Below are 21116 nucleotides of genomic sequence, written 5' to 3'. Positions count from 1 at the left end.
GGGCTCCTCGGGACCGCGCGCGCCCCCCCCGGGGGCACGGGCGGGGGGTGGCGCCTTCCCGGCCGCGTGGCCCGGGCCGCCCCCGACCCCCCCGCGCCGCCGGGTGGACCCCCGGGGCGGCGCTTCGGTCTCGGGTCCGGTGCTGGTCCGGTGCCGGCTCCAGTCCTGGTCCGGTGCTGGTCCGGGCCTCCGCCGGTACGGTCAGAAGCGGTACGGCGCGTACACGGGCATGCACGCGTCCTTCTTCGAGCCGTTGAGGGCGTCCGCCGACTCCGGTATGCCGCCCGCCTCGGGCCTGGACCCCTTCGGATACGACGAGCCGGTGCGCCAGTCGGCGCCCACGACCAGCGTCACCCCCGACACGTCCGTCGACTTCTTCACCGAACTCAGCGGAATCCCGAGCGCCTTGGCCACCGCCTGCGCGTCCCCCTCCAGATCAGCGCTGGGGAAGGTGACGGTCGTCCTCTCCTGCGGACTGGGCTGCGAGTCCGCCTGGGCCAGGGTGTAGCCCTTGGCACCGAGCCGCTGCGCGATATCGGCGGCGCGGCGCGGGACGGCGCTCTGCTGCTCGCTGCCGGTGCCGTTGCGTACGATCACGCCGACGCCGGCGGGCGCCGCCGCGGGGTCCTTGGAGACGGGCTCGGCGGGCTTCTTCTTGGCCTTCCCGTCGGCCGTGCCGCCGTTGCTGTCGAAGGCGACGTCCTCGCGGAGCATCGTCCAGACCTTGTCGGCGTCGGGCTCCCTGGGCACGAGATGGTTCGGGTTCTGCGGGTCCTCGACCGAGGGCATCGTCGTCATGGTGATGCGATTGGTCGGCACGCTCTTGAGCTGCATGGCCAGATCGAACAGCTTCTTGACCGTACCGATCTCCTCGGAGACCTCCAGCGACTTGGTCGCGGCCTCCGCCAGACCGGTCAGCCGCATGGTGTCCGTGAAGACGTTCTGCGACTTCAGCTCGCGGATCATCGAGTTCATGTACATGTGCTGGGCCTTGGCCCGGCCGAGATCGCTCTCGAAGGCATGGCGGGTGCGGAGCCACTGGAGGGCCTGCTCGCCCTGGATGTGGTGCGATCCCTCCGTCAGCTTCAGACCGGAGCCTCCGGGGACCCCGGGCAGCGGGCGGTCCCAGACGTTGTCCTCGACGCAGACCTCGACGCCGCCTATCGCGTCGGCCATGCTCACCACACCGGAGAAGTCGATCGTCATCCAGTGGTCGATATAGACGCCGGTCAGCTTCTCCCAGGTGCTCAGGGTGCAGCCGGCGCCGCCGCGCATCAGCGTCTCGTTGATGATTGAGTTGGTCGCCGGGAAGACCTTGCCGGTCTTGGCGTCCTTGCACTCGGGGATGTCGACCCGGGTGTCGCGGGGGATGCTCACGACCGACGCGTTCTTCCGGTCGGCGGACACATGGAGCAGCATCTGCACATCGGCGAGGGGCGGATTGCCCGCGGTGTCCCTGCTGCCGCCCAGTTTGACGTTCTCCGCCTTGGCGCGGCTGTCGGAGCCGAGCAGCAGGATGTTCAGCGGGGTCTGGCCCGCGCCGTTCGCGTCGGGCTTGGCGAGGCCGGTGGAGCCGTTGCTGCGGTCCCCGCTGCGGATGTTGCCGTTGAGGTGCCGGTAGTAGAGATAGCCGGCGCCCGCCGTGCCGAGCAGCAGCAGGGCGAGTCCGGCGGCGACCCAGCGGAGTATCCGCCAGGGGCCGCGTCTGGAACGGCGGCGTGTGGCGGTGGCGCCGCGCGCGCCCTTGCGGCGGTCGGCGCGGCCGCCCTTGTGCTGGGCCCCGGCGCTCGCGGTGCCCGTGTCGCGGGCCCCGGTGTCCTGGACTCCGGTGTCCTGGACTCCGGCGTCCTCGTCCTCCCCGGCCGGGGCCTTCGCGCGCCGGGCCCCCGCGTCCTGGGTGCCCTTGCGGGCTTCCGCGGTACCGGCTTCCGCGGTACCGGAACCGTCGGAGGTGCCGCCGTCGCCCGAGCCCTCCGGACCGGCCGCTGCGCCCTCCGTGCCGTTCTCGTACAGGCTGTCGTCCCAGCCCAGCTCACGGGGGTGCGGTATGTGTTCGTCCGCTCCCTCCCGTCTCACACTGCTCTGACGCACCCAGACCCCCCTCGTCAGATCGTCCGTATGAGCCGGCGTCGCGGCGTCACTTGGCGCAGACCTGCTTGTCGGCTTCCACCTTCTGCACACCCTCCGGCGCCTTCGCCGGTCCGGTGATGGGCACCCCCGCGCCCTTGAAATCCGCCCCGAGGGTCAGCGTCATCGCTTCCAGCCCCTCGGCGTCCTCCGTGCCCGGCTTCAGGGCCGTGGCGGGCAGCCCCATCATCTCCGCGAGGGCACGTGCCTGATCGGCCTGGTTCGGCGCGTACTCCAGGGTCGTCTTCGGCAGGTCCGTCCCCGGCGCGTTGCCCTTGTTGGTGGACCTCGGCACACCCTCGTCGTTCTGGAGCCAGGACAGGGTCTCCTGCGCGGAGCCCTGCGGGCCGCCGCCGTTGTACACATCGACGCGGACATCGGCCGCGTCCGCCTTGGGACCCTTGAGCAGCGCCGCCTGCTTGCTCTTGGCCGCCTGCTCCTTCTGCTTCACCTCGGTGAGCGAGGTGTCGCTCCGCATCATCGCGAACAGCGGCTTGGCCTTGGCCTCGTTGACGACGACCGTGGCCTTGACGACCTCCGCCGGGTTGTCGAGCACCGGCAGGGTCGTGAAGGTGATGTTCTTCGGGTTGACCTTGGCGAGTTCCTTGGCGAGATCGCTGAGCTTCTGGATGCTGCCGATGCCGGTGTCGACGGTGAGCGCCTTCGTCGCCGCCTCCGCCAGGGACCACAGCTTCCCGGGGTCGGTCAGTGTGTCGCCCGACTTCATCTTGCGGATCATCGAGCTGAGGAACTGCTGCTGTGTCTCGATCCGGCTGAGGTCGCTCTCGTTGCCGAAGGCGTGCCGGGTACGGACGAAGGCGAGGGCCTGCTCGCCCTCGATGGTGTGGGTGCCCTTGCTCAGCTTCAGGTGCGACTTCGGGTCGTCGACGTCCTTGCCCACGCACACCTCCACACCGCCGACCGCGGTCGACATCGTCTTGACGGCGTTGAAGTCGGCCATCATGAAGTGGTCGACCGTGAGCCCGGTCAGCTCCTTGACCGTACGCATCGTGCAGCCGGGGTCACGGCCGTCCTGGCCGAGGCTGGTGTTGAACCGGGTCTGCGGGGTGCCGGGGACGACCTTGGTGCTGCCCTCCGCCGTCTTCGTCTCGCAGTCGGGGATGTCCGTGATCAGGTCGCGCGGGATGGAGAGCACCGTCGCGTTCGTACGGTCCTTGGAGACATGGAACAGCAGGGTGGTGTCGGCGTGGCCGACGCTGCCGCTGTCGCCGTAGCCCTCGTTGCCCGCTCCGGTCCTCTTGTCCGTACCGATCAGCAGTATGTTGACGGCCTGGTCCTTCTTGAAGCCGCCGCTGCCAGCGCCCTGGACGTCGATGGTGTCGAGGTTGCCGTTGAAGTGCTGATAGGCGTAGTACGCGAAGCCCGAACCGGCGATGAGCAGGAACGCCAGCGTCCCGCCGGTCCACACCAGGGCCTTCTTCTTGCCCGACTTCTTCGCCTTGCGCTTGCGCCGGCCGGCCGCGGCGGCCGTGGCGGCAGCCTTGTCCGCGTTGCCGGGGGCGTGGCCGCCCTTGCCCGCGCGACGGCTGCGCTGTCCCGGTACCTCGGCACGGGGCCCCGCGGAGCTGCCGTCGGAGGCGGAGCGCGCGGAACCGGACCGGGGGCCGTCGCCACGCGAGGTGCCGGCGCGCGCGGTGTCACCACCGCTGCGGGCGCCACCGCCGCGAGGTGTGCCGCTCCGGGGCGTGCCACTGCCCGCCGGGGCCGGGTCGGCCGACGGCGCGGCTCCGTCCCGGGCGGGGGTGCCTGTCCTCCGGGTGCCCTGTTGCGGGGCGCCCCGTCTGCCGGCGCCTCGTGGTGGGCGGGAGGAGGGCGGCTGCCCAGTGGAGTGGTCCAGTCGCAGTTCGTAGTTGCCGGTCTGCGGGTTGAGGACCCACTGGTCGGCGGGGTCGATCTCGTCCGCCTGTCCACGGCTATGCGCATCCACGGTTGCTTGAATCCTCCGTCGGTGCCACGCGAGGCGCCTCCCCCAAGGCGCTCGGTATGTCGATCCAGTAGTGCAGGGCCTCGCGGTCCGATACACCGGATCGCGTCACACTATCCGCCCAGTTCAGCGTCGAGCGACGCCAGTGACAAATTCCACGACACTTACAAGCGGGCAATCCGCCCAATCGTCATGGACTGAACGTCTCTCTTTGGTTATCGCGTTACTCACACGCGCCCGCCGCCGCGTTCGAGCCCTCGAAAGTGGGGCCCGGGTCCGGTGTCGCACCGGTGGTGGCGGTCGGTCCCGCGGTGGCTCCGGAGGCCACGTCCGCGGTGGCCGACGGCTCGTCGCCCGGCGTCGGACCGGCGGTGGCACCGGGGCCGGCGCTCTCGCGGTCCGTACCGCCCGGCTTGCCGTCGGAGGACCCCTCCGTGCCCCGGGGGCCGTCCGCCCCGGACGCCGGGCGGGACGCCGAGACGGAGACGGGCTCGTCGTCGCGCAGCCGCTCGAAGAGACGCTGCGCGTCGGGCTGGACGAGTTCGTCGCGGTTGCGGTCCGCGCGGTACTGCTGGCGGGGAACGGTCATGAACTGCACCTTGTCGACCGGGACGCTCTGCATCGAGCGGGCCAGCTCGTAGAGATCGGTCAGCGAGTCCAGACCCGGGTCGGTGGTGATGGCCTTCGTCGCCGCGTCCAGCACCGGATAGAGCCGGGTCGGGTTGAGCAGCACACCGTTGCTGCGCACCTTCTTGAACAGGGCGCCGAGGAAACGTTGCTGCCGCTCCATGCGCTGGGTGTCGCTGCCGTCACCGATGCCATGACGCGCGCGGACGAAGCCGAGGGCCTGCTCGCCGTCGAGGGTCTGGGTCCCGGCGGGGAGGCGGAGCTGCGCCTGGATGTCCTCGACCGGCTCCTTGAGGCAGACCTCGACACCGTCGACCGCGTCCACTATGCCTTTGAAACCACTGAAGTCGACCACCATGTGGTGATCGACGCGCACTCCGGTGAGCTTCTCGACCGTACGGATCGTGCACGCGGCGCCACCGAACTGGAACGCCCAGTTGAACTGCGCGAACTGGGGTGTGCTGCGGGTGCCGTCCTGCTTGCGGCAGCTCGGTATGTCGACCATCAGGTCGCGCGGTATGGAGACGGCGGTCGCGCTCTGCCGGTCCGCGGCGAGATGCAGCAGCATCGTGGTGTCGGAACGCTGCGAACCGCTGTCGTCACGCCCGTACTTGTCGTTGCCCTTGCCGGAGCGGCTGTCGGAGCCGACGAGCAGGATGTTCTTCGCGTCGAGCACGATCGGGGTGGGACGTTCCTTCTCGTACGTACGCAGCTCGGCGGCGGCGGTGGTGTCGGTGGTGATGTTGCCGTCGAGCTTGGTGTAGAACCACCAGCCCGCACCGGCGGCGGCGAGCACGACGACGGAGGTGCCGAGCGCGGTCCAACGCAGCCAGTGGCGCGGGCGGTTGGGACCAGGTGCGGTGGGCTCGGCATCGTTGTCGCCGGTGACTCCGGTGTCGGTGTCGGCCGGTTCGGCCGGCGTTCTGCCAGCGCTGTCGGTCACGTCTGCGTCCATCCTTCAAGGCGTCGGCGGCGCACTGGGCCGCCGCCGGTTGCAGGGGTAGACGGGCGAACACCGCGCTTGGTTGTGCTGTGCGTTGCTGTGAATCGCAGGTATCGCTGATCCTGTACCGCCCGGTGACAGTGTGTGTTACGGGGAGGTTCACTGGTGATGACGGCGGCGGGCGGAACGGGTGCGGAACCGGGGCGGGACGGTGGCGGGGCGGGACGGCGGGGCGACGGCGGGTGACCGGGCGGTGACGGAGCGGGGACCCGTCGGCCCGTCGTATCCGTACCTGCCCGGACCGGTCCCCACGTATACCGGCGGGATGCGCGCGAGCGCGGGTGAGGGGTCAGAGCGCGCGGTGGGTCACACGCTCGCTCTCGACGCGCTTCTCCAGCCCCTCGGCCGACAGTTCGCCGAGATGACGGCAGAGCACGGCGGAACCGCCCGCCGCGAGCGGGGCGAACAGCCCGGCCGACAGCCCTTCCCAACGGTCGTACGAGAGGCCCGACAGCAGCCGTGAGCCCGCCGTGAGCCCCCGCTCTTCGGCGTCCGCCCGTGCCCGCGCGACGAGTTGGGCCGAGGTCAGCTCCGTACCGTCCACGGCGAGCGCGGGGGCGTCCGGGTCGACCGGCGCGAACGGCGCGAAGCGGTCGCCCTGGCCCGGCACCTCGACCGCGTAGTCCATGAACCCCTGCGGGGGCCGCGGGAACCGGCCGCCCAGCGGGCGCAGTGCCAGCGCCACCCGCTCACCGCCGCAGGCGCGTGCCGCGTCCAGGGTCCCGGGCTCGGGACCGCTGACGACGAGATCGGCCGCGGCCGGGTCGCCGCCGATCTCGACGGTCACCCCGACCGAGGAACAGGCGAGCAGCCACACCGCGCTCTGCCAGTGCGCGGGCAGCAGCAGCGCGAGCCGGTCGCCCGGCGCCGCGGCGAGATCGCCCTGGAGCAGGTTGGCGGTCTTGGACACCCAATTGGCGAAGGTGGCCACGGACAATTCGACGCGTTCACCGGTGGCGTCGTCGTAGAAGGTGACCAGGGGGCGGGCGGGATCCGTGGCAAGAGCGGATCGCAGCAGGTCGGCGGGGGTGCGGTCGCTGGCGTTCACGCGGGAAAGCGTACGCCGCGGGGCCGGGCTGCCACCGCCGTACCGGTGAAGGGGTCCACCGCCCGGACCGGGCACACCGCCGGGTGGGCCTCCACGCCATCTCCGGGCACCGGGACGGATTCAACACCGACTGCCCAGGAAACCGGTTCTACGGGAAGCTCGCCGCCGCCCGGACCACGGCGGCCGGAGACCGGGGCCGACCCTGAAGCGCCGGACGACCGGCGAACACTGGTCGGTTCCGTGTGCGGACACAGGTATCCATGGACGTGCGGACGGACCCCGGGCGCAAGCCCCGCGGAAGAAGCACCGGCCTCAACGGGAAGCGGAGACGACACGGTGACAGAAGCGATCCTCCTGGTCGGCGGCAAGGGCACCCGGCTGCGGCCGCTCACGGTGCGCACACCCAAGCCGATGGTGCCCGCGGCGGGTGTGCCGTTCCTGACGCACCAACTGGCCCGTGCGCGGGCCGCGGGCGTCGAGCGCGTAGTCCTGGCGACGTCCTATCTGGCCGAGGTCTTCGAGCCGTACTTCGGTGACGGCTCGAAGCTCGGTCTGGAACTGGAGTACGTCACCGAGCGCGAGCCGCTCGGCACGGGCGGAGCCATCAGGAACGTCGCCTCCCGGCTGCGCTCCGGCCCCGACGAGCCGGTACTGATCTTCAACGGCGACATCCTGACCGGCCTGGACATCCGCGCGCTGGTCGGCACCCACGCGCGGTCGGGCGCCGATGTCTCCCTCCATCTCACCCGGGTCGAGGACCCGAGAGCGTACGGCCTGGTGCCGACGGACGAGGACGGGCGGGTGACGGCCTTCCTGGAGAAGCCGCAGACGCCGCAGGAGATCGTCACGGACCAGATCAACGCGGGCGCGTACGTGTTCCGGCGCTCGGTGATCGACTCTATACCGGAGGGGCGCCCGGTCTCGGTGGAGCGGGAGACCTTTCCCGGTCTGCTGGCCGCCGGCGCGCATCTCCAGGGCATGGTCGACTGCGCGTACTGGCTCGATCTGGGCACCCCCCAGGCCTTTGTCCGGGGCTCCGCCGATCTGGTGCTGGGCCGTGTCCCCTCCCCGGCGCTCCCTGGCCGCTGCGGCGAGCGGCTGATCCTTCCGACGGCGTGGGTGGCCCCCGACGCCAGGCTCACCGCGGGCACGGTGATCGGCGCGGGCGCGGTCGTCGGGGCGGGCGCCCGGCTCGCCGGCACCACCGTCCTGCCCGACGCGGTCATCGAACCGGGCGCCCTGATCACCCACTCCCTCATCGGTGCGAACGCCCGGGTGGGGGCGCGCTCGGTCCTCTCGGGCGCGGTGATCGGCGACGGCGCGGTGGTGGGGGCCGACAACGAACTGCGGGACGGCATCCGCGTCTGGTGCGACACCACGCTCCCGCCGGCGACGGTGAGATTCTCGTCCGACCAGTGACCGCGCCCCCGATCCCCGGTTTTTGGCCCTCGGCCCCCGGTCCTTGGCCGGTCCTCGGCCCTGGGTCCCCCCATCCCCCGGCCCCGGACCCGGGGGAGGGACCGGGGAGTGAGACGGGGGCCGGGCGGGGCCGGGTGGGGCGGCGTGGGGGAGAACTCCGCGCCCCGTACTCTCGTCAGTGACCCCGACCCCGAGGACCCCACCCGTGGCAGGCCGCTTCGCCCCCCGCCCCGCGCACCCGGCATCCGCCCGGCACGGCGCGCCCACCCCGCGCCTCGCCGTCCCGCACCCCGCGCCCGCACCCGCCGCTGGGCCCGCCGGCCCCCCGCGGGACGGGATCCGACGCCGGTGGGCGCCGTCGGGGGCGTACGACCTCGGGCTCGTCCTCGGCCCCCTCCGCCGCGGCCCCGGCGACCCGACCTTCCGTGCCGTGGCGGACGGCTCGTACCTACGGGCCAGCCGTACGCCCGCCGGCCCCGGCACGCTCAGGACCGTGGCGCGCGGCGGCGCGGTGGAGGCGGAGGCCTGGGGCCCCGGCGCGGAGTGGATGCTGGAGCAGCTCCCCGAGCTGCTCGGCGCGTCGGACGACCCCGAGACCTTCACCCCGCGCCACCGTCTCCTCGCCGAGACCCGGCGCCGCCGCCCCGGTCTGCGCCTGTGCCGCACCGGACTCGTGATGGAGTCGCTGATCCCGTCGGTCCTGGAGCAGAAGGTCACCACCATCGAGGCGTACCGTGCCTGGCGCAGGCTCGTACGCATGTACGGAGAGCCCGCGCCCGGCCCGGCGCTTCCCTCCGGCGAGCGGCTGTATGTCGTCCCCGACGCGCGGACCTGGGCCCTGATCCCCTCCTGGGAGTGGCACAAGGCGGGCGTGGACGCCAAGCGCTCCGGCACGATCCTGCGCGCCGTGCGGGTCGCCCGCCGTCTGGAGGAGGCCGCGGCGATGGAGCCGGAGCCGGCCGCCGCCCGGCTGCGGCTGATCCCGGGCATCGGCCCCTGGACCGCCGCCGAGACCGTCCAGCGCTCGAACGGCGCCCCCGACGCCGTCACCGTCGGCGATCTGCATCTTCCCGGGATCGTCGGACACGCCCTGGCCGGCGACCGGGACGCCGACGACGCCGCGATGCTGGAACTCCTCGCCCCGTACGCCGGCCAGCGCCACCGCGCGATCCGGCTGATCCTTCTCTCCGGCCGCACGCCCGCGCGACGGGCTCCCCGGATGCCGGTGGGCGACATCGCGCGCCTGTGAACCGGCGCCCGGACGGTGAGCCGGGGACCCGCACCCCGGGCCCCGGCCGGACCCGTACGCGTCCGGGCCCCGGCCGGACCCGTACGCGCCGGGGCTGAGCCGCACCCGCACCCCGCACCCGCACCCCCGCACCCGCATCCGCATGCCCCCACGGTCGCGGTCGCGGCCGGTCAGCGGACCTCGATGAAGTCCCCCGCGTCACGGGCCGGACGGTCCTTGGCCGGGGTCGCCGCGTGGCCGACCGCCACCGCGCCCATCGGGTCCCAGTGGGCCGGGAGGGCGAGTACGTCCCGTACGACCTCGCGGCAGAACATGGTGGACGAGACCCAGGCCGAGCCGAGGCGTTCGGCCGCGAGGGCGACCAGGAGGTTCTGGACACCCGCGCCCATCGCGACCGTGAACATCTCGCGTTCCGCGGTGTCGCGGCGCGGGTCGCCATAGGTGTGGGAGCCGTCCATGACCAGGCAGGGCACCACCAGATAGGGCGCCCCCCGGAGCACATCGCCCCGGCGCACGCGCTTGGCGATGGACTCGTCCGACCTGCCGTCGGCGCGCAGATCGGCGATCCAGGCGTCCCGCATCGCGTCGAGCAGCCGGAGCCGTGACTCCGGTGACTCCAGAAGGACGAAGCGCCAGGGCGTCGTGTGGTGCGGGGCGGGCGCTGTGAGCGCCGCCGCCACCGCGCGGCGTATCGCGCCCGGGTCGACCGGCTCGTCGGTGAAGTCGCGGACCGTGCGGCGCTGGGTGACCGCCTCCCGTATCGCCTCGGACGTGCCGAGCCGGAACATGTCGTCCGCCGCGATCCGCACCAGCGCACGGGCGCCTTCCGCGTCCGCGTCCCCGCCCGTTCCCGCATCCGTGCCCGCGCCGCCGACGAGGTGCGCCATGCCGCTCACCACCGCCACCGGCAGGCCCTCGGCCTTGCCCTTCACCAGATCACCGGCGGCGGCCAGTTCGTCGGCGACCGCCACGACCGTCGCGTTCAGCGGATTGCCGTGTGCGTCCGTCCCGCCGCGCAGATCGTCCAGGACCCGTACGCCCGCGGCCCCGATCGCGACATCGGTGAGCCCGTTGCGCCACGGCCGCCCGAAGGTGTCCGTGACGATCACCCCGAGGTCCACCCCCAGCGCGTCCCGCAGCCCGTCGCGGAGCGCCCGCGCCGAGGCGTCGGGGTCCTCCGGCAGCAGCAGCACCGTCCCGGGCGCGGTGTTGGAGGCGTCCACCCCGGCCGCCGCCATCACCAGACCCTGCCGGTTCTCGACGATACGGAGGGGGCCGCGCCGCGCGACGACCCGTACGGTCTCCGCGTCGATCGCCGCCTCGCGGTCCGTCGCCTCGACGATCCTGCCCTCGGCCTTGGAGACGATCTTCGAGGTGACCAGCAGGATGTCCCCGTCGGCCAGCCCCGGCTCGGCGGCCGCGATCAGCTTCGCCAGATCGTCCCCCGGCCGGATCTCGGGCAGTCCGGGCAGCGCGCGCACGCGGTACGACGGCTCCGGGTCCGAGGCCGGCGACCGGTCCGAGGCCGGCTCCGGCGACCGGTCGGAAACCGATTCCGGCGACCGGTCCGAGGCCCGCTGCGGACCCCGGGCGCGCTCCGGGTCCGAGGCCGGCGTCAGCGGCGATGTCATGCCCGTACCTCCTCGGCGAGCGTCAGCGCCTCACGCGCCATCGCCGCCGCCGCGTCCACATCCGTCATCAGCAACGGGACCGCCCGGCTGCGGATACCCGCGTCCTCGATCTCGGCCACCGCCCCCGCGTCCACCGTATCGACCAGCCAGCCGTCGAGCAGTCCCGAGCCGTAGTGCAGCGCGACCGCCGCGGCGGTCGACTCCACGCCGATCGCGGCGAGCACCTTGTCGGCCATCCCGCGCACGGGCGCGTCCCCCACGATGGGGGAGAGACCCACGACCGGTACGCCCGCCTCGGCGATGGCCTCCCGGATGCCGGGGACCGCCAGGATCGTGCCGATGCTGACCACGGGGTTGGAGGGCGGGAAGAGAATGATGTCGGCGGCGGCGATGGCCTCCAGCACCCCGGGCGCCGGCTTGGCCTGGTCCGCGCCGACCGGCACGATCGCCTGCGCCTCCACGGACGCCCGCATCCGCACCCAGTACTCCTGGAAGTGCACGGCCTTCCGCTCGCCGTCCACATCGACGGCGACATGGGTCTCGATACGGTCGTCCGACATCGGCAGCAGCCGCACGCCCGGCTTCCAGCGGGCGCACAGCGCCTCGGTGACGGCGCTCAGCGGATAGCCCGCGCCGAGCATCTGCGTACGGACGATGTGGGTGGCGAAGTCGCGGTCGCCGAGGCCGAACCACTCGGGGCCCACCCCGTACGCCGCCAGCTCCGTCTTGACCTGGAACGTCTCGTCCGTACGTCCCCAGCCCTGCTCTTCATTGATGCCACCGCCCAGGGTGTACATCACCGTGTCGAGGTCGGGGCAGACCTTCAGCCCGAACAGATGGATGTCGTCACCGGTGTTGCCGATCACCGTGACGTCCGCGTCGGGCGCGGCCTGCTTGAGGCCGCGGAGGAAGCGGGCGCCGCCGATACCGCCGGCCAGAACCACAATGCGCATGGAGACAGTCTGTCAGCCGCCCGCCGGGCGTCCAGGGGCGGTGGGTGGGGCGCCCGGTGACCGCCGGGGCGCCGGGTGGCGCACCACCCGGCGCCCGGACGACCGGCTCACGCCGGTACGGCATCCCCCGCGTCCGCCCCCACCGACGCCTCCGCCACCGACGCCTCCGCCACCGTGTCCGCCGTCACCGCTTCCACCACCGTCACCGCTTCCGCGGCCACCGCTTCCATGTCCTCCGCCGACGCGCACAGGGCCGCGCGCATCGGCATCTCGGTCAGCCCCGGGTAGTAGATGTGCAGGCTCACCGCCGGTTCGATCGTGTCGTTGACGACTTCGTGCACGGAGCCCGGCGCGAGGACCCGCTGCGCGCCCGCGGCCAGTGTGCGGCTCCCGCTCTCCGAACGCTCCGTCAGTTCCCCCGCGAGCACGGTCAGTACGCCCGAGGAACGGCCGTGGTCATGTGCCCCGGTGCCCTGTCCCGGCACCCAGGAGAGCAGCCACACCTCATACCCGGGGCCCGTGCGCAGCCGGTGGTACCAGCGGCTCGTGGCGTCGTACTGGACGAGCGGGGCCCACCGCGCCCGGTCGGCGGCGATGGCGCGGGCGAGGCCCGCGAACTCGGCCACCGTGACCGGGTGCTGACGGGCGGGCTGGAGAAGATGCTGGACCTCGAGAAGGTCGCCGGCGATCTGGAGGTCGCTGTCGCTGTTCATGGATGCGGTGGTTCCTCGGCAGAAATGACATGCGGGGGGTCGCGAAGCGTGTGGCACGGCGGTACGGGGAAGGCGACGCACCACACGCGAGCGCAGGGGGGAAGACACAAACGTGATCAGAAGAATCGGCTGGAGCCCGGGTGCGATCCCGAGTCCGAGCCCAAGGCTGGCGTCAACCGGTGCGGGGTGGTGTCCGGCGGAGCGGCGTCAGCGACTCGAAGGTCAACGATTCCGGCAGTCGGCGATTCGAACAGCGGTAGCCCGAACAGCGACGGCTCGAACGGTCAACAGCTCGAAGGGCAACAGCAACAGTGAACCCGGACAGCGCTGCGGAATCCACGGAGGTGGGTCGCGGGGTGCGCGGGGGTCACTGGCATGACATCAAAGGTGGCGAGTCCGGTAGCCACTGTCAACTCGATGACCGATTTGGCGGCAATGTTTCACCTCATCCGGTTACTCCGGCCGCAGAGAGGTTTGTCCACTCCCGCACGCGGAGACATCGGGCAGCGACCGTGCTCGTAAACACCGTCGCGCCCTTGTGATCAGACTGTGATCCGGATCGCTTCCCCGGCCGGATCGGCACCAGGACCGGAGTTCTCGGCGTCTCTCCCGATGAGGGACGGCGACTCGCTCGGTGCGGGACGTTCGAGGACGTCTCTTCGGGCGAGAGGGGTGGGCGCGGGCAGGCCAGTGGCATGTGTCAGGTTTTTGGTGATTTGAACACTTTCCGCATAGCCTTGGTTCCGCAGAGTGAATACCGGGCCCAATAGCAGATCTCGGCTTGACCGGCCCAGAGCACACACTTGTAATTTCACTCGTGTCGTTCGGCCGAAATCGACAGCGGCCAGATCACGGGACGCGAAGACAGACGAGGGGCGCACATGACCGAGCTGTTCCAGCAACTGCTGGTCGAGGACGCGGACGAGGAACTCGGCTGGCAGGAGCGCGCCTTGTGCGCCCAGACCGATCCCGAGTCCTTCTTCCCCGAGAAGGGCGGTTCCACGCGTGAGGCCAAGAAGGTCTGCCTCGCCTGTGAGGTCCGTTCCGAATGCCTTGAGTATGCCCTCGCCAACGACGAGAGATTCGGCATCTGGGGCGGCCTGTCCGAGCGAGAGCGGCGGCGACTGAAGAAGGCCGCGATCTGACTGCTTTTCGCCGGTAACGATCGGGCTCTCTATTCAAACGACCGAACGGACGACCGATCCGTTCAGCCCCCTCGTTTTCCCGTGTCCCGGCCCGATCGCCGTCACGCCCGATCGTCACAACCTCGTACCGATCGAACGGTCCGCGGTCTGCGCCTTCACCCGCGGGCGGCGGACCGTCCTGTTGCCAGCCGTTAGTGTGGGGCCCCGTCCGAGACGCTCCCACGCCCCTCCGGGGCGACCCCACGGCCGGAGGGCCCGTTACCTCAATGTCCCCCACCAACGCCGCGTTCGTTCCCGCCACCGCCCCCGAGTTCCCTCGGCACGTCGTGACCGCGGTGCTCGTCGCACACGACGGTGCGCGCTGGCTGCCCGACGCCCTCGCCGGGCTGCTGGGCCAGGAACGCCCCGTACAGAACGTCATGGCAGCCGACACCGGCAGCGCCGACGACTCCGCCCGGCTGCTCACCGAGGCCCTCGGCGCCGACCGCGTCCTGCATCTCGCGCGCCGCTCCGGATTCGGTACCGCCGTCGAGGAGGCGGCCCGTACCGCCGGGGTGCTCACGCCCGACGATCTGCCCTATCTGAAGCGGCCCAGTGGCTGGGACCCGGTCAGCAGAAGCTGGCGCGACGACACCTACGACATGCCGGAACTGCCCCACGGCGAACCGGTGCAGTGGCTGTGGCTCCTCCACGACGACTGCGCGCCCGAGCCCGACGCCCTGGCCGAGCTGCTGCGCGTCGCCGACTCCGACGAGTACGCCGCCGTCATCGGGCCCAAGCTGCGCGGCTGGTACGACAGGAAGCAGCTCCTGGAGGTCGGCGTCTCCATCGCCAACAGCGGACGCCGCTGGACCGGGCTCGACCGGCGCGAACAGGACCAGGGCCAGCACGACCAGGTCCGTACCGTCCTCTCCGTCTCCAGCGCCGGCATGCTCATCCGCCGCGATGTGTGGGAGGAGCTGGGCGGCTTCGACCGGCGGCTGCCGCTCATGCGCGACGACGTCGACCTGTGCTGGCGCGCGCACGCCGCCGGCCACCGGGTGCTCGTCGCCCCCGACGCCGTCCTGCGGCACGCGGAGGCCGCCGCCCGTGAGCGCCGTACGGTCGACTGCGCGGGCCGCTCCGTCGTCAACCCGCACCGCGTCGACAAGGCCGGCGCCGTCTACACCATGCTCGTCAACGCGCGGGCCGCCGTTCTCCCCTACGTACTGCTCCGCCTGGTCGTCGGCACCCTGCTGCGCACGCTCGCCTATCTGGTGGGCAAGGCGCCAGGCCAGGCCGTCGACGAGGTCATGGGCCTCTTCGGCACCCTGCTGCGCCCGGGGCGGATCGTCGGCGGCCGCCGGGTGCGCGGCAAGGGCGTCGTCGAGGCGGCCGAACTGCGCCCCCTCTTCCCGCCGCCCGGCGCGACCGTCCGGGCCACCGTCGAGCAGATCGCCACGAGCCTCGGCTCCGGCAACGAGGACGCCGGCGGCTCACGGCACGGCGCCGTCGAATCGGGACCCGGCGGTGACGACGCCGACTTCCTGGAGGTCGAACAGTTCTCCCGGCTGAAGAAGCTCGCGCACAAGCCGGGGCCCGTGCTCTTCGCGATCCTGCTGGTCGTCTCGCTCGTCGCCTGCCGGGGACTGCTCGGCGGCGGCGCGCTCGCGGGCGGCGCGCTGCTGCCCGCCCCCGGGGACGTCTCCGACCTCTGGTCCCGGTACGCGGACGGCTGGCACCCCGTCGGAACGGGCAACACCGAGACCGCGCCGCCCTATCTCGCCGTACTCGCCGCGCTGTCCGCGCTCTTCCTCGGCTCCACCGGCTTCGCGCTGACCCTGCTGCTCGTCTGCTCGGTACCGCTCGCCGGGCTGACCGCCTACTTCGCCTCACGGCCGCTCGTCGAGTCCCGGCTGCTGCGCGCCTGGGCGAGCGTCGCGTACGCCTTCCTGCCCGCCGCGACCGGCGCGCTGGCGACCGGACGGCTCGGCACGGCCGTCCTCACGATCCTGCTGCCGCTGATCGCGCGCGCCGCCGTCGCGGCGTACGGACTGCGCGCGGGCGCGTACGCCGGGGGGACCCGCGGAAGCTGGCGCGCCACCTGGGCGTACGCCTTCCTGCTGACCTTCGCGATGGCGTTCACCCCCGTCGTCTGGCCGCTGGCACTGCTCCTCGGCCTCGGGGCGCTGGTGCTGCGCCGTGACGACATCGCCGCCTACGGCGCGCGCGTCCTGGCCGGGCTCGGTACGCCCGTCCTGCTTCTCGCCCCCTGGTCGCTGTCGGTGGTGACCTCCCCCTCCGCCTTCTTCCGCGAGGCGGGCCTGGAGTTCGGCACGGGCTCGGCCTCCGCGTTCGATCTGCTCGGTATGAGCCCCGGCGGACCCAAGGCGGTGGGCGGTGTCCTGCTGATCGGTGTGGTGCTGGCCGCGCTGGCCGCCCTGCTCCGCGGCGAGCGCCAGTTCGCCATCCGGACCGCCTGGGCCGTCGCGCTGCTCGCGCTGGTCTTCGCGGTGCTCTCCAACAACGCGGGCTGGGCCGGACCCGCCACCCTGGTCTACGGCATCGCCCTGATCGCGGCGGCCGTGCTGGGCGCCGACGGTGCCCGGGAACGGGTCGCCGCCGAGAACTTCGGCTGGCGCCAGCCCGTCGCCGTGCTCATCGCCGCCGCCGCGGGCCTCGCCCCAGTACTGGCCGTGTTCGGCTGGATGATCAGCGGCGCCGCCGGTCCGCTGGAGCGCCGCGACCCGGTGCAGGTCCCCGCGTTCGTCGCGGAGGAGAGCGTCACCCGCGACCAGCCGCGCACCCTGGTCCTCGCCGGTACGACGGCGGCGGAGGTCTCGTACTCCCTGGTCCGCGGCTCCGGCGGGCGGCTCGGTGACGCCGAGCTGACCGCGTCCGGCGGCAGCGATCCACGGCTGGACAAGGTCGTCGCGAACCTGGTCGCGGGCTCGGGCGCCGACCAGACCGATCAGCTCAGCGGGTTCGCGATCCGCTATGTGCTGGTGCGGGACGGATCGCCGCGCCAGATGAGCCGCGTCCTCGACGCCACCCCCGGCCTGACCCGGCTGAGCCAGCTCGACGGCAGCGCGCTCTGGCGGGTGGACCGGCAGATCTCACGCGCCGTCATCGTCGACGGGAAGGGCGCGGGCGAGCCGCTGGCCGTCGCCGCAGGTCCGGTCGAGGCGCACACGGAGATCCCCTCGGGCGCGGCCGGCCGGGTGCTGCGGATCGCGGACCGGGCTGCCGAGGGCTGGCAGGCCACGCTCGACGGCACGGTCCTCACGAAGAAGACCGTCGACGGCTGGGCCCAGGGATTCGAACTGCCCGCCGGAGGCGGCCGGCTGGATCTCACCTACGAGGACACGGTCACCCACACCGCGTGGATCTGGACGCAGGGCGCGCTCGCCGTCGTCCTGCTGGTGCTCGCACTGCCGGGGCGCCGCAGGGAGATCGACGACGACCTGCCCGAGGAGGACGAACAGGTCCCGGCGCAGCCGGTGGAGGGCGAGGGACGCCGGGCCCGGCGGCTGCGCGCGGCGGCGGAGGCGGCCGAAGGCGCGGAAGGCACGGAGGCGGAGGCCATCGGGGCCGGGGCCGGGGCCGGGGCCGGAGCCGGTGCCGACACCGACGCCGGGACCGGAGCGGAGGACGGGGAGTACGGGACGGGCCGCCGGCCGGCCGCCCCGCCGATGCCCGCCGGGGCTCCGGAGGAGCAGCGGCCGTACGGCGGGGTGCCCCAGCAGCAGGCCTACGACTGGGACACCAACGGCAGCGCCGACGCCGCCGCCCAGGGCGGCACCGGCTCCGTCGCGCAGGGCTACGCCGCTCCCGGCTATGCCCAGGATCCCTACCGCGACGGGCAGTACGCCGAGGGCCAGTACGCGGCCGACGGCCAGTACGGGGACGGTCAGTACGGAGACGGCCAGTACGCCGAAGGGCAGTATCAGCAGCCGTATCAGCAGTACCCCGCGGGCCAGTACCAGGAAGGCCAGTACGAGGGCCAGTACCCGGCCGGCGCCTACGACCAGGGCCAGTACCCGGAAGGCTCGTACCCCGAGGGCCAGTACCAGGACGGGGACGGCAGCGGCGCGGGGCAGGGATCGGCGCAAGGACAGATCCCCGCCCAGTACGACCCGTACGGCTACGGGCAGCAGCCCTACGCAGACGGCCACGAGAACGACCGGCGTCCTCGCCCCGACGGGAGCAGCAACCAGTGAACCGTACGACTCTCTCCCTCCTCGCGACCGCCACCGCCCTCGCCGCCGTCACCGGCTTCGCCGCGCTGACCGCGCCGGACTCCACGGGCGCGGCGGCGGCCCAGGCCCCCGCGCGGCTGCCGGTGGAGCGCACCACCCAGCTCTGCCCGGCGCCGAGCATGTCGGACATCGCGGAGACGACGTACACCTCCTTCACCCCGGCGGGGACGTCCGGGGGCACGTCCGGGGGCGGCGCCTCCGGATCGGCCGCGCTGACGGAGTCCGTCGTCACGCTGGCCGACGCGGCCGGCACCGGGAAGGACGCGGCCAAGGACACCGAGAAGGACAGCGACGAGGACAGCGACAAGGACGACGGGAAGAAGGGCGAGGACGCGGCGGAGGACTCCGCGACGGAGAAGGCGTTCCTCGCGCTCAAGGAGCCCGGCACGCCCGTCTCCGCCGAGGCGAGCGGCGCCGAGGCCCCCGCCCTCGTCGGCAGCGCCGACGGCCGCTTCGCCCCCGGCTGGACGACCCAGCAGACCACCACCGTCAGTGTCGGCGGCGCGCGCGGGGTGCTCGGTATGACCTGCGCCGGCCCGGACACCGACTTCTGGTTCCCCGGGGCGAGCACCGACGCGTCGCGCCAGGACTATGTCCATCTCACCAACCCCGACGACACCGCCGCCGTCGCCGACATCGAGGTGTACGGGAAGGACGGCGTCCTCAAGTCGGACGTGGGGGAGGGCATCCCGGTGCCCGGGAGGTCGAGCGTGCCGGTGCTGCTCTCCACGCTGACCGGTGACACCGCTCCCGATGTGACCGTGCATGTCACCACCCGTACCGGCCGGGTGGGGGCCGTGGTCCGCGTCGCCGACGACCAGGCGGGCAGCGACTGGCTGGCCGCCTCGGGCGACCCGGCCGGCCGGCTGGTCCTGCCCGGCATCCCGGCGGACGCGACGGACGTACGGCTGGTGGCGTTCGCGCCCGGCGAGGACGACGCGGATCTGAAGGTGCAGCTCGCGGGCGCCGACGGCACGTTCACCCCCGCCGGGAGCGAGGACCTGCACATCAAGTCCCGGATGACCGCGTCGATGGATCTCGGGGACGTGACCAAGGGCCAGGCGGGATCGCTGGTGCTCAGCCCGGTCCAGAGCGGTCGCGCGACCCCGGTGGTCGCGGCGCTGCGCGTGGTCCGGGGCAAGGGCGCCAAGCAGGAGATCGCGTTCATCCCGGCGACCGCGCCGATCACCTCACGGGCGACCGTGGCGGACAACCGGGCCAAGGGCTCCACGCTCTCGCTGACCGCGCCGGGCGCGGCCGCGAAGGTCAAGGTCACGTCCTCGGCCGGGACCGGCGGCGGTGAACCGGCCGTTCAGACGTACACGGTCAAGGCCGGTACGACCCTGGCCGTCACCCCGCCGGTGCCGGCCGGGCTGAAGGGCTCGTACGCGGTGACGGTCGAGCCGGAGGCGGGGGGCGGTCCGGTCCACGCGGCGCGCACGCTCGCGCTGCCGGAGGACGGGGTCGCGATGTTCACGGTGCAGACGCTGCCGGACGACCGGGGGACGGTGTCCGTGCCGAAGGCCCGGGAGGATCTGTCGATCCTCGGCGACTGACCGACTGACCGACTGACCGACGGACCTGAACGGGCCGACGGACCTGAACGGACCGACTGACCTGAACGTCCTGACCGACCGGGGCGGACCGGGCGACCGGGGGCGGACCGAGCGAGTCGGTCCGCCCCCGGGTCACTCCTGTCCGTACCGCGGATCGACGGACTCGGGCGCCAGCCCCAGCAGTTCCGCGACCTGCTCGACCACGACCTCGTGCACCAGCAGCGCCCGTTCGTCACGGTTCTTGGTACGGATCTCCACGGGCCGCCGGTAGACGAGGATGCGCGCGGGATGCTCCTTGCCCGCCGGGTGCGAACTGCCCAGCGGTACGGTCTCGTCCTGGGTGGTGGGCACGTCCATGACCAGGAACTCGACCTCGGCGAGCTGGGGCCAGCGCCGTTCGAGCCGGTCCACGGAGTCCCGCACGAGATCGCGGAACGACTCCGAGCGGCTGGTGGAGAGCGGCACCTGCGGTGGTGCGACGGGCCCGCGCATACCGCGGCCGTGGCGGTCGCGCCGGCGCGGCCGTGGCTCGGTCGGGCGGGGCGGTACAGGACTGTCCATCACTGACGCAGGGTAGCCCTCCCGGGCCTCCGCCGAACGCGCCGTCGTCCCGCTCGTACCTCATGTCGCATATTGAGCATTCCGGCCAAGATTGGGCTCGATTCCATACGGACTCGCGATCATCGATCTCGCCTCCCTTGACAGGTTTTGCCCCAAGTGGTGACTGTGTGACGGGCTGTCGTCGTCGTGTCACTCGTCCTCCCCCGCAGGTCAGGACAGTTGCTTCCAGCCAACTTGTGGCCGATGTCACGGTGCGACACGGTGGAGTGACCTGGTGGAGAGTCGTCGCGGCCCGCTCAAGAGTGCGGTACCGTCCAACGTCGTGAGCCCTGTACGTCGCTGTTCGCGCACCGCGTGCGGCCGCCCTGCTGTCGCGACACTGACGTACGTCTATGCCGACTCGACCGCGGTCCTCGGCCCGCTCGCCACCTACGCCGAGCCTCACTGCTACGACCTGTGTGCGGAACACAGCGAGCGGCTGACCGCTCCGCGCGGCTGGGAGGTCGTCCGTCTGACGGACGGCTCGGCTCCCGCGCGCCCGAGCGGCGACGATCTGGAGGCGCTCGCCAACGCCGTACGGGAAGCCGCCCGCCCTCAGGAGCGCGCGGCCGAGGGTGGCGGCAAGCCGGCGCGCGGGGCGGATCCGATGGAGGTCGGACGCCGGGGTCATCTGCGGGTGCTGCGCTCGCCCGATTCCTGAGGGCCTCCGATGCCTGAGGCTCCGTGGACTCCTGGACTTCTCCGGACTCCCGGGGCTCCGCCGCCCTCTGAGCCGCCGTCATCTCCGCTCTTCCTTCTGCTCTCCCTCCCGCTCTCCCTTCCGCCGCTCTCTCTTCCGCCGTCCCTGTTTTCGGTACGGATCCTGTGCGGGTTATTGACCTTCACTTGTCGCGGACACGAC

Annotated in this window: 14 protein-coding genes; 6 read left to right on the top strand and 8 right to left on the bottom strand. The window is 72.5% G+C overall.

The genetic code is table 11. The features are described 5' to 3' along the window. Nucleotides 1-201 precede the first annotated feature (201 nt). The 4 genes from ACFYYH_RS20800 to ACFYYH_RS20785 form a co-directional block, all read right to left on the bottom strand. On the bottom strand, nt 202-2091 hold the full coding sequence (locus tag ACFYYH_RS20800) for an LCP family protein (protein WP_388552950.1): 1890 nt from the start codon (nt 2089-2091) through the stop codon (nt 202-204). Nucleotides 2092-2137: 46 nt separating this feature from the next. Next, nucleotides 2138-4075, bottom strand: a complete 1938-nt coding sequence (locus ACFYYH_RS20795) for an LCP family protein (protein WP_388552947.1) — start codon at nt 4073-4075, stop codon at nt 2138-2140. A 220-nt stretch (nt 4076-4295) separates the two neighbouring features. Next, nucleotides 4296-5654 (bottom strand): LCP family protein, encoded by a 1359-nt coding sequence (locus ACFYYH_RS20790; protein WP_388552944.1) that lies wholly within the window; start codon nt 5652-5654, stop codon nt 4296-4298. A 337-nt stretch (nt 5655-5991) separates the two neighbouring features. Continuing rightward, nucleotides 5992-6750: a TIGR03089 family protein gene (locus ACFYYH_RS20785; RefSeq protein ID WP_388552941.1), complete on the bottom strand. Its 759-nt coding sequence runs from the start codon at nt 6748-6750 to the stop codon at nt 5992-5994. Between the two features lie 336 nt (nt 6751-7086). Here ACFYYH_RS20785 and ACFYYH_RS20780 point away from each other — a divergent pair, with 336 nt between their 5' ends. Together ACFYYH_RS20780 and ACFYYH_RS20775 are read left to right on the top strand one after the other, a co-directional pair. Continuing rightward, on the top strand, nt 7087-8169 hold the full coding sequence (locus tag ACFYYH_RS20780) for a sugar phosphate nucleotidyltransferase (protein WP_388552938.1): 1083 nt from the start codon (nt 7087-7089) through the stop codon (nt 8167-8169). Between the two features lie 205 nt (nt 8170-8374). Then, nucleotides 8375-9418, top strand: coding sequence for a DNA-3-methyladenine glycosylase family protein (locus ACFYYH_RS20775; protein ID WP_388552935.1), 1044 nt, complete (start codon nt 8375-8377; stop codon nt 9416-9418). A gap of 170 nt (nt 9419-9588) precedes the next feature. Here the strand turns inward: ACFYYH_RS20775 and ACFYYH_RS20770 are convergent, their stop codons facing one another. From ACFYYH_RS20770 to ACFYYH_RS20760, 3 genes are all read right to left on the bottom strand, one after another. Beyond that, nucleotides 9589-11049 carry a coenzyme F420-0:L-glutamate ligase gene (locus tag ACFYYH_RS20770; RefSeq protein WP_388552933.1) on the bottom strand — a complete coding sequence of 487 codons (1461 nt, stop codon included), beginning with the start codon at nt 11047-11049 and terminating at the stop codon, nt 9589-9591. Continuing rightward, nucleotides 11046-12002 (bottom strand): 2-phospho-L-lactate transferase, encoded by a 957-nt coding sequence (gene cofD / locus ACFYYH_RS20765; RefSeq protein WP_388552931.1) that lies wholly within the window; start codon nt 12000-12002, stop codon nt 11046-11048. Before cofD ends, ACFYYH_RS20770 begins: the two co-directional genes overlap by 4 nt. 107 nt (nt 12003-12109) lie before the next feature. Further along, nucleotides 12110-12715 (bottom strand): cysteine dioxygenase, encoded by a 606-nt coding sequence (locus ACFYYH_RS20760; RefSeq protein WP_388552928.1) that lies wholly within the window; start codon nt 12713-12715, stop codon nt 12110-12112. Nucleotides 12716-13596: 881 nt separating this feature from the next. Between ACFYYH_RS20760 and ACFYYH_RS20755 the strand changes: the two genes are divergently transcribed. From ACFYYH_RS20755 to ACFYYH_RS20745, 3 genes are all read left to right on the top strand, one after another. Continuing rightward, nucleotides 13597-13860: a WhiB family transcriptional regulator gene (locus tag ACFYYH_RS20755; protein WP_014046372.1), complete on the top strand. Its 264-nt coding sequence runs from the start codon at nt 13597-13599 to the stop codon at nt 13858-13860. A 266-nt stretch (nt 13861-14126) separates the two neighbouring features. Beyond that, nucleotides 14127-18059 (top strand): glycosyltransferase, encoded by a 3933-nt coding sequence (locus ACFYYH_RS20750; RefSeq protein ID WP_388552925.1) that lies wholly within the window; start codon nt 14127-14129, stop codon nt 18057-18059. After that, nucleotides 18056-19654, top strand: coding sequence for a DUF5719 family protein (locus tag ACFYYH_RS20745; RefSeq protein ID WP_388552922.1), 1599 nt, complete (start codon nt 18056-18058; stop codon nt 19652-19654). The genes ACFYYH_RS20750 and ACFYYH_RS20745 overlap by 4 nt, the downstream gene beginning before the upstream one ends. 132 nt (nt 19655-19786) lie before the next feature. Here ACFYYH_RS20745 and ACFYYH_RS20740 read toward each other — a convergent pair whose 3' ends face one another. Further along, nucleotides 19787-20215 (bottom strand): metallopeptidase family protein, encoded by a 429-nt coding sequence (locus ACFYYH_RS20740; RefSeq protein ID WP_388552920.1) that lies wholly within the window; start codon nt 20213-20215, stop codon nt 19787-19789. A gap of 274 nt (nt 20216-20489) precedes the next feature. Here ACFYYH_RS20740 and ACFYYH_RS20735 point away from each other — a divergent pair, with 274 nt between their 5' ends. Then, nucleotides 20490-20915 carry a DUF3499 domain-containing protein gene (locus ACFYYH_RS20735; protein WP_217308374.1) on the top strand — a complete coding sequence of 142 codons (426 nt, stop codon included), beginning with the start codon at nt 20490-20492 and terminating at the stop codon, nt 20913-20915. Nucleotides 20916-21116 lie beyond the last annotated feature (201 nt).

Origin of the sequence: Streptomyces sp. NPDC002018 (assembly GCF_042890865.1) — a bacterium.
Classification (GTDB): domain Bacteria; phylum Actinomycetota; class Actinomycetes; order Streptomycetales; family Streptomycetaceae; genus Streptomyces.
This window is presented reverse-complemented; position numbering and strand designations above follow the sequence as displayed.

Excerpts from the sequence above, each read along its gene's own strand:
- ACFYYH_RS20790 (WP_388552944.1), bottom strand. The coding sequence starts at position 5,654 with ATGGACGCAGACGTGACCGACAGCGCTGGCAGAACGCCGGCCGAACCG.
- ACFYYH_RS20770 (WP_388552933.1), bottom strand. The coding sequence starts at position 11,049 with ATGACATCGCCGCTGACGCCGGCCTCGGACCCGGAGCGCGCCCGGGGT.
- cofD (WP_388552931.1), bottom strand. The coding sequence starts at position 12,002 with ATGCGCATTGTGGTTCTGGCCGGCGGTATCGGCGGCGCCCGCTTCCTC.
- ACFYYH_RS20760 (WP_388552928.1), bottom strand. The coding sequence starts at position 12,715 with ATGAACAGCGACAGCGACCTCCAGATCGCCGGCGACCTTCTCGAGGTC.
- ACFYYH_RS20755 (WP_014046372.1), top strand. The coding sequence starts at position 13,597 with ATGACCGAGCTGTTCCAGCAACTGCTGGTCGAGGACGCGGACGAGGAA.
- ACFYYH_RS20750 (WP_388552925.1), top strand. The coding sequence starts at position 14,127 with ATGTCCCCCACCAACGCCGCGTTCGTTCCCGCCACCGCCCCCGAGTTC.
- ACFYYH_RS20740 (WP_388552920.1), bottom strand. The coding sequence starts at position 20,215 with ATGGACAGTCCTGTACCGCCCCGCCCGACCGAGCCACGGCCGCGCCGG.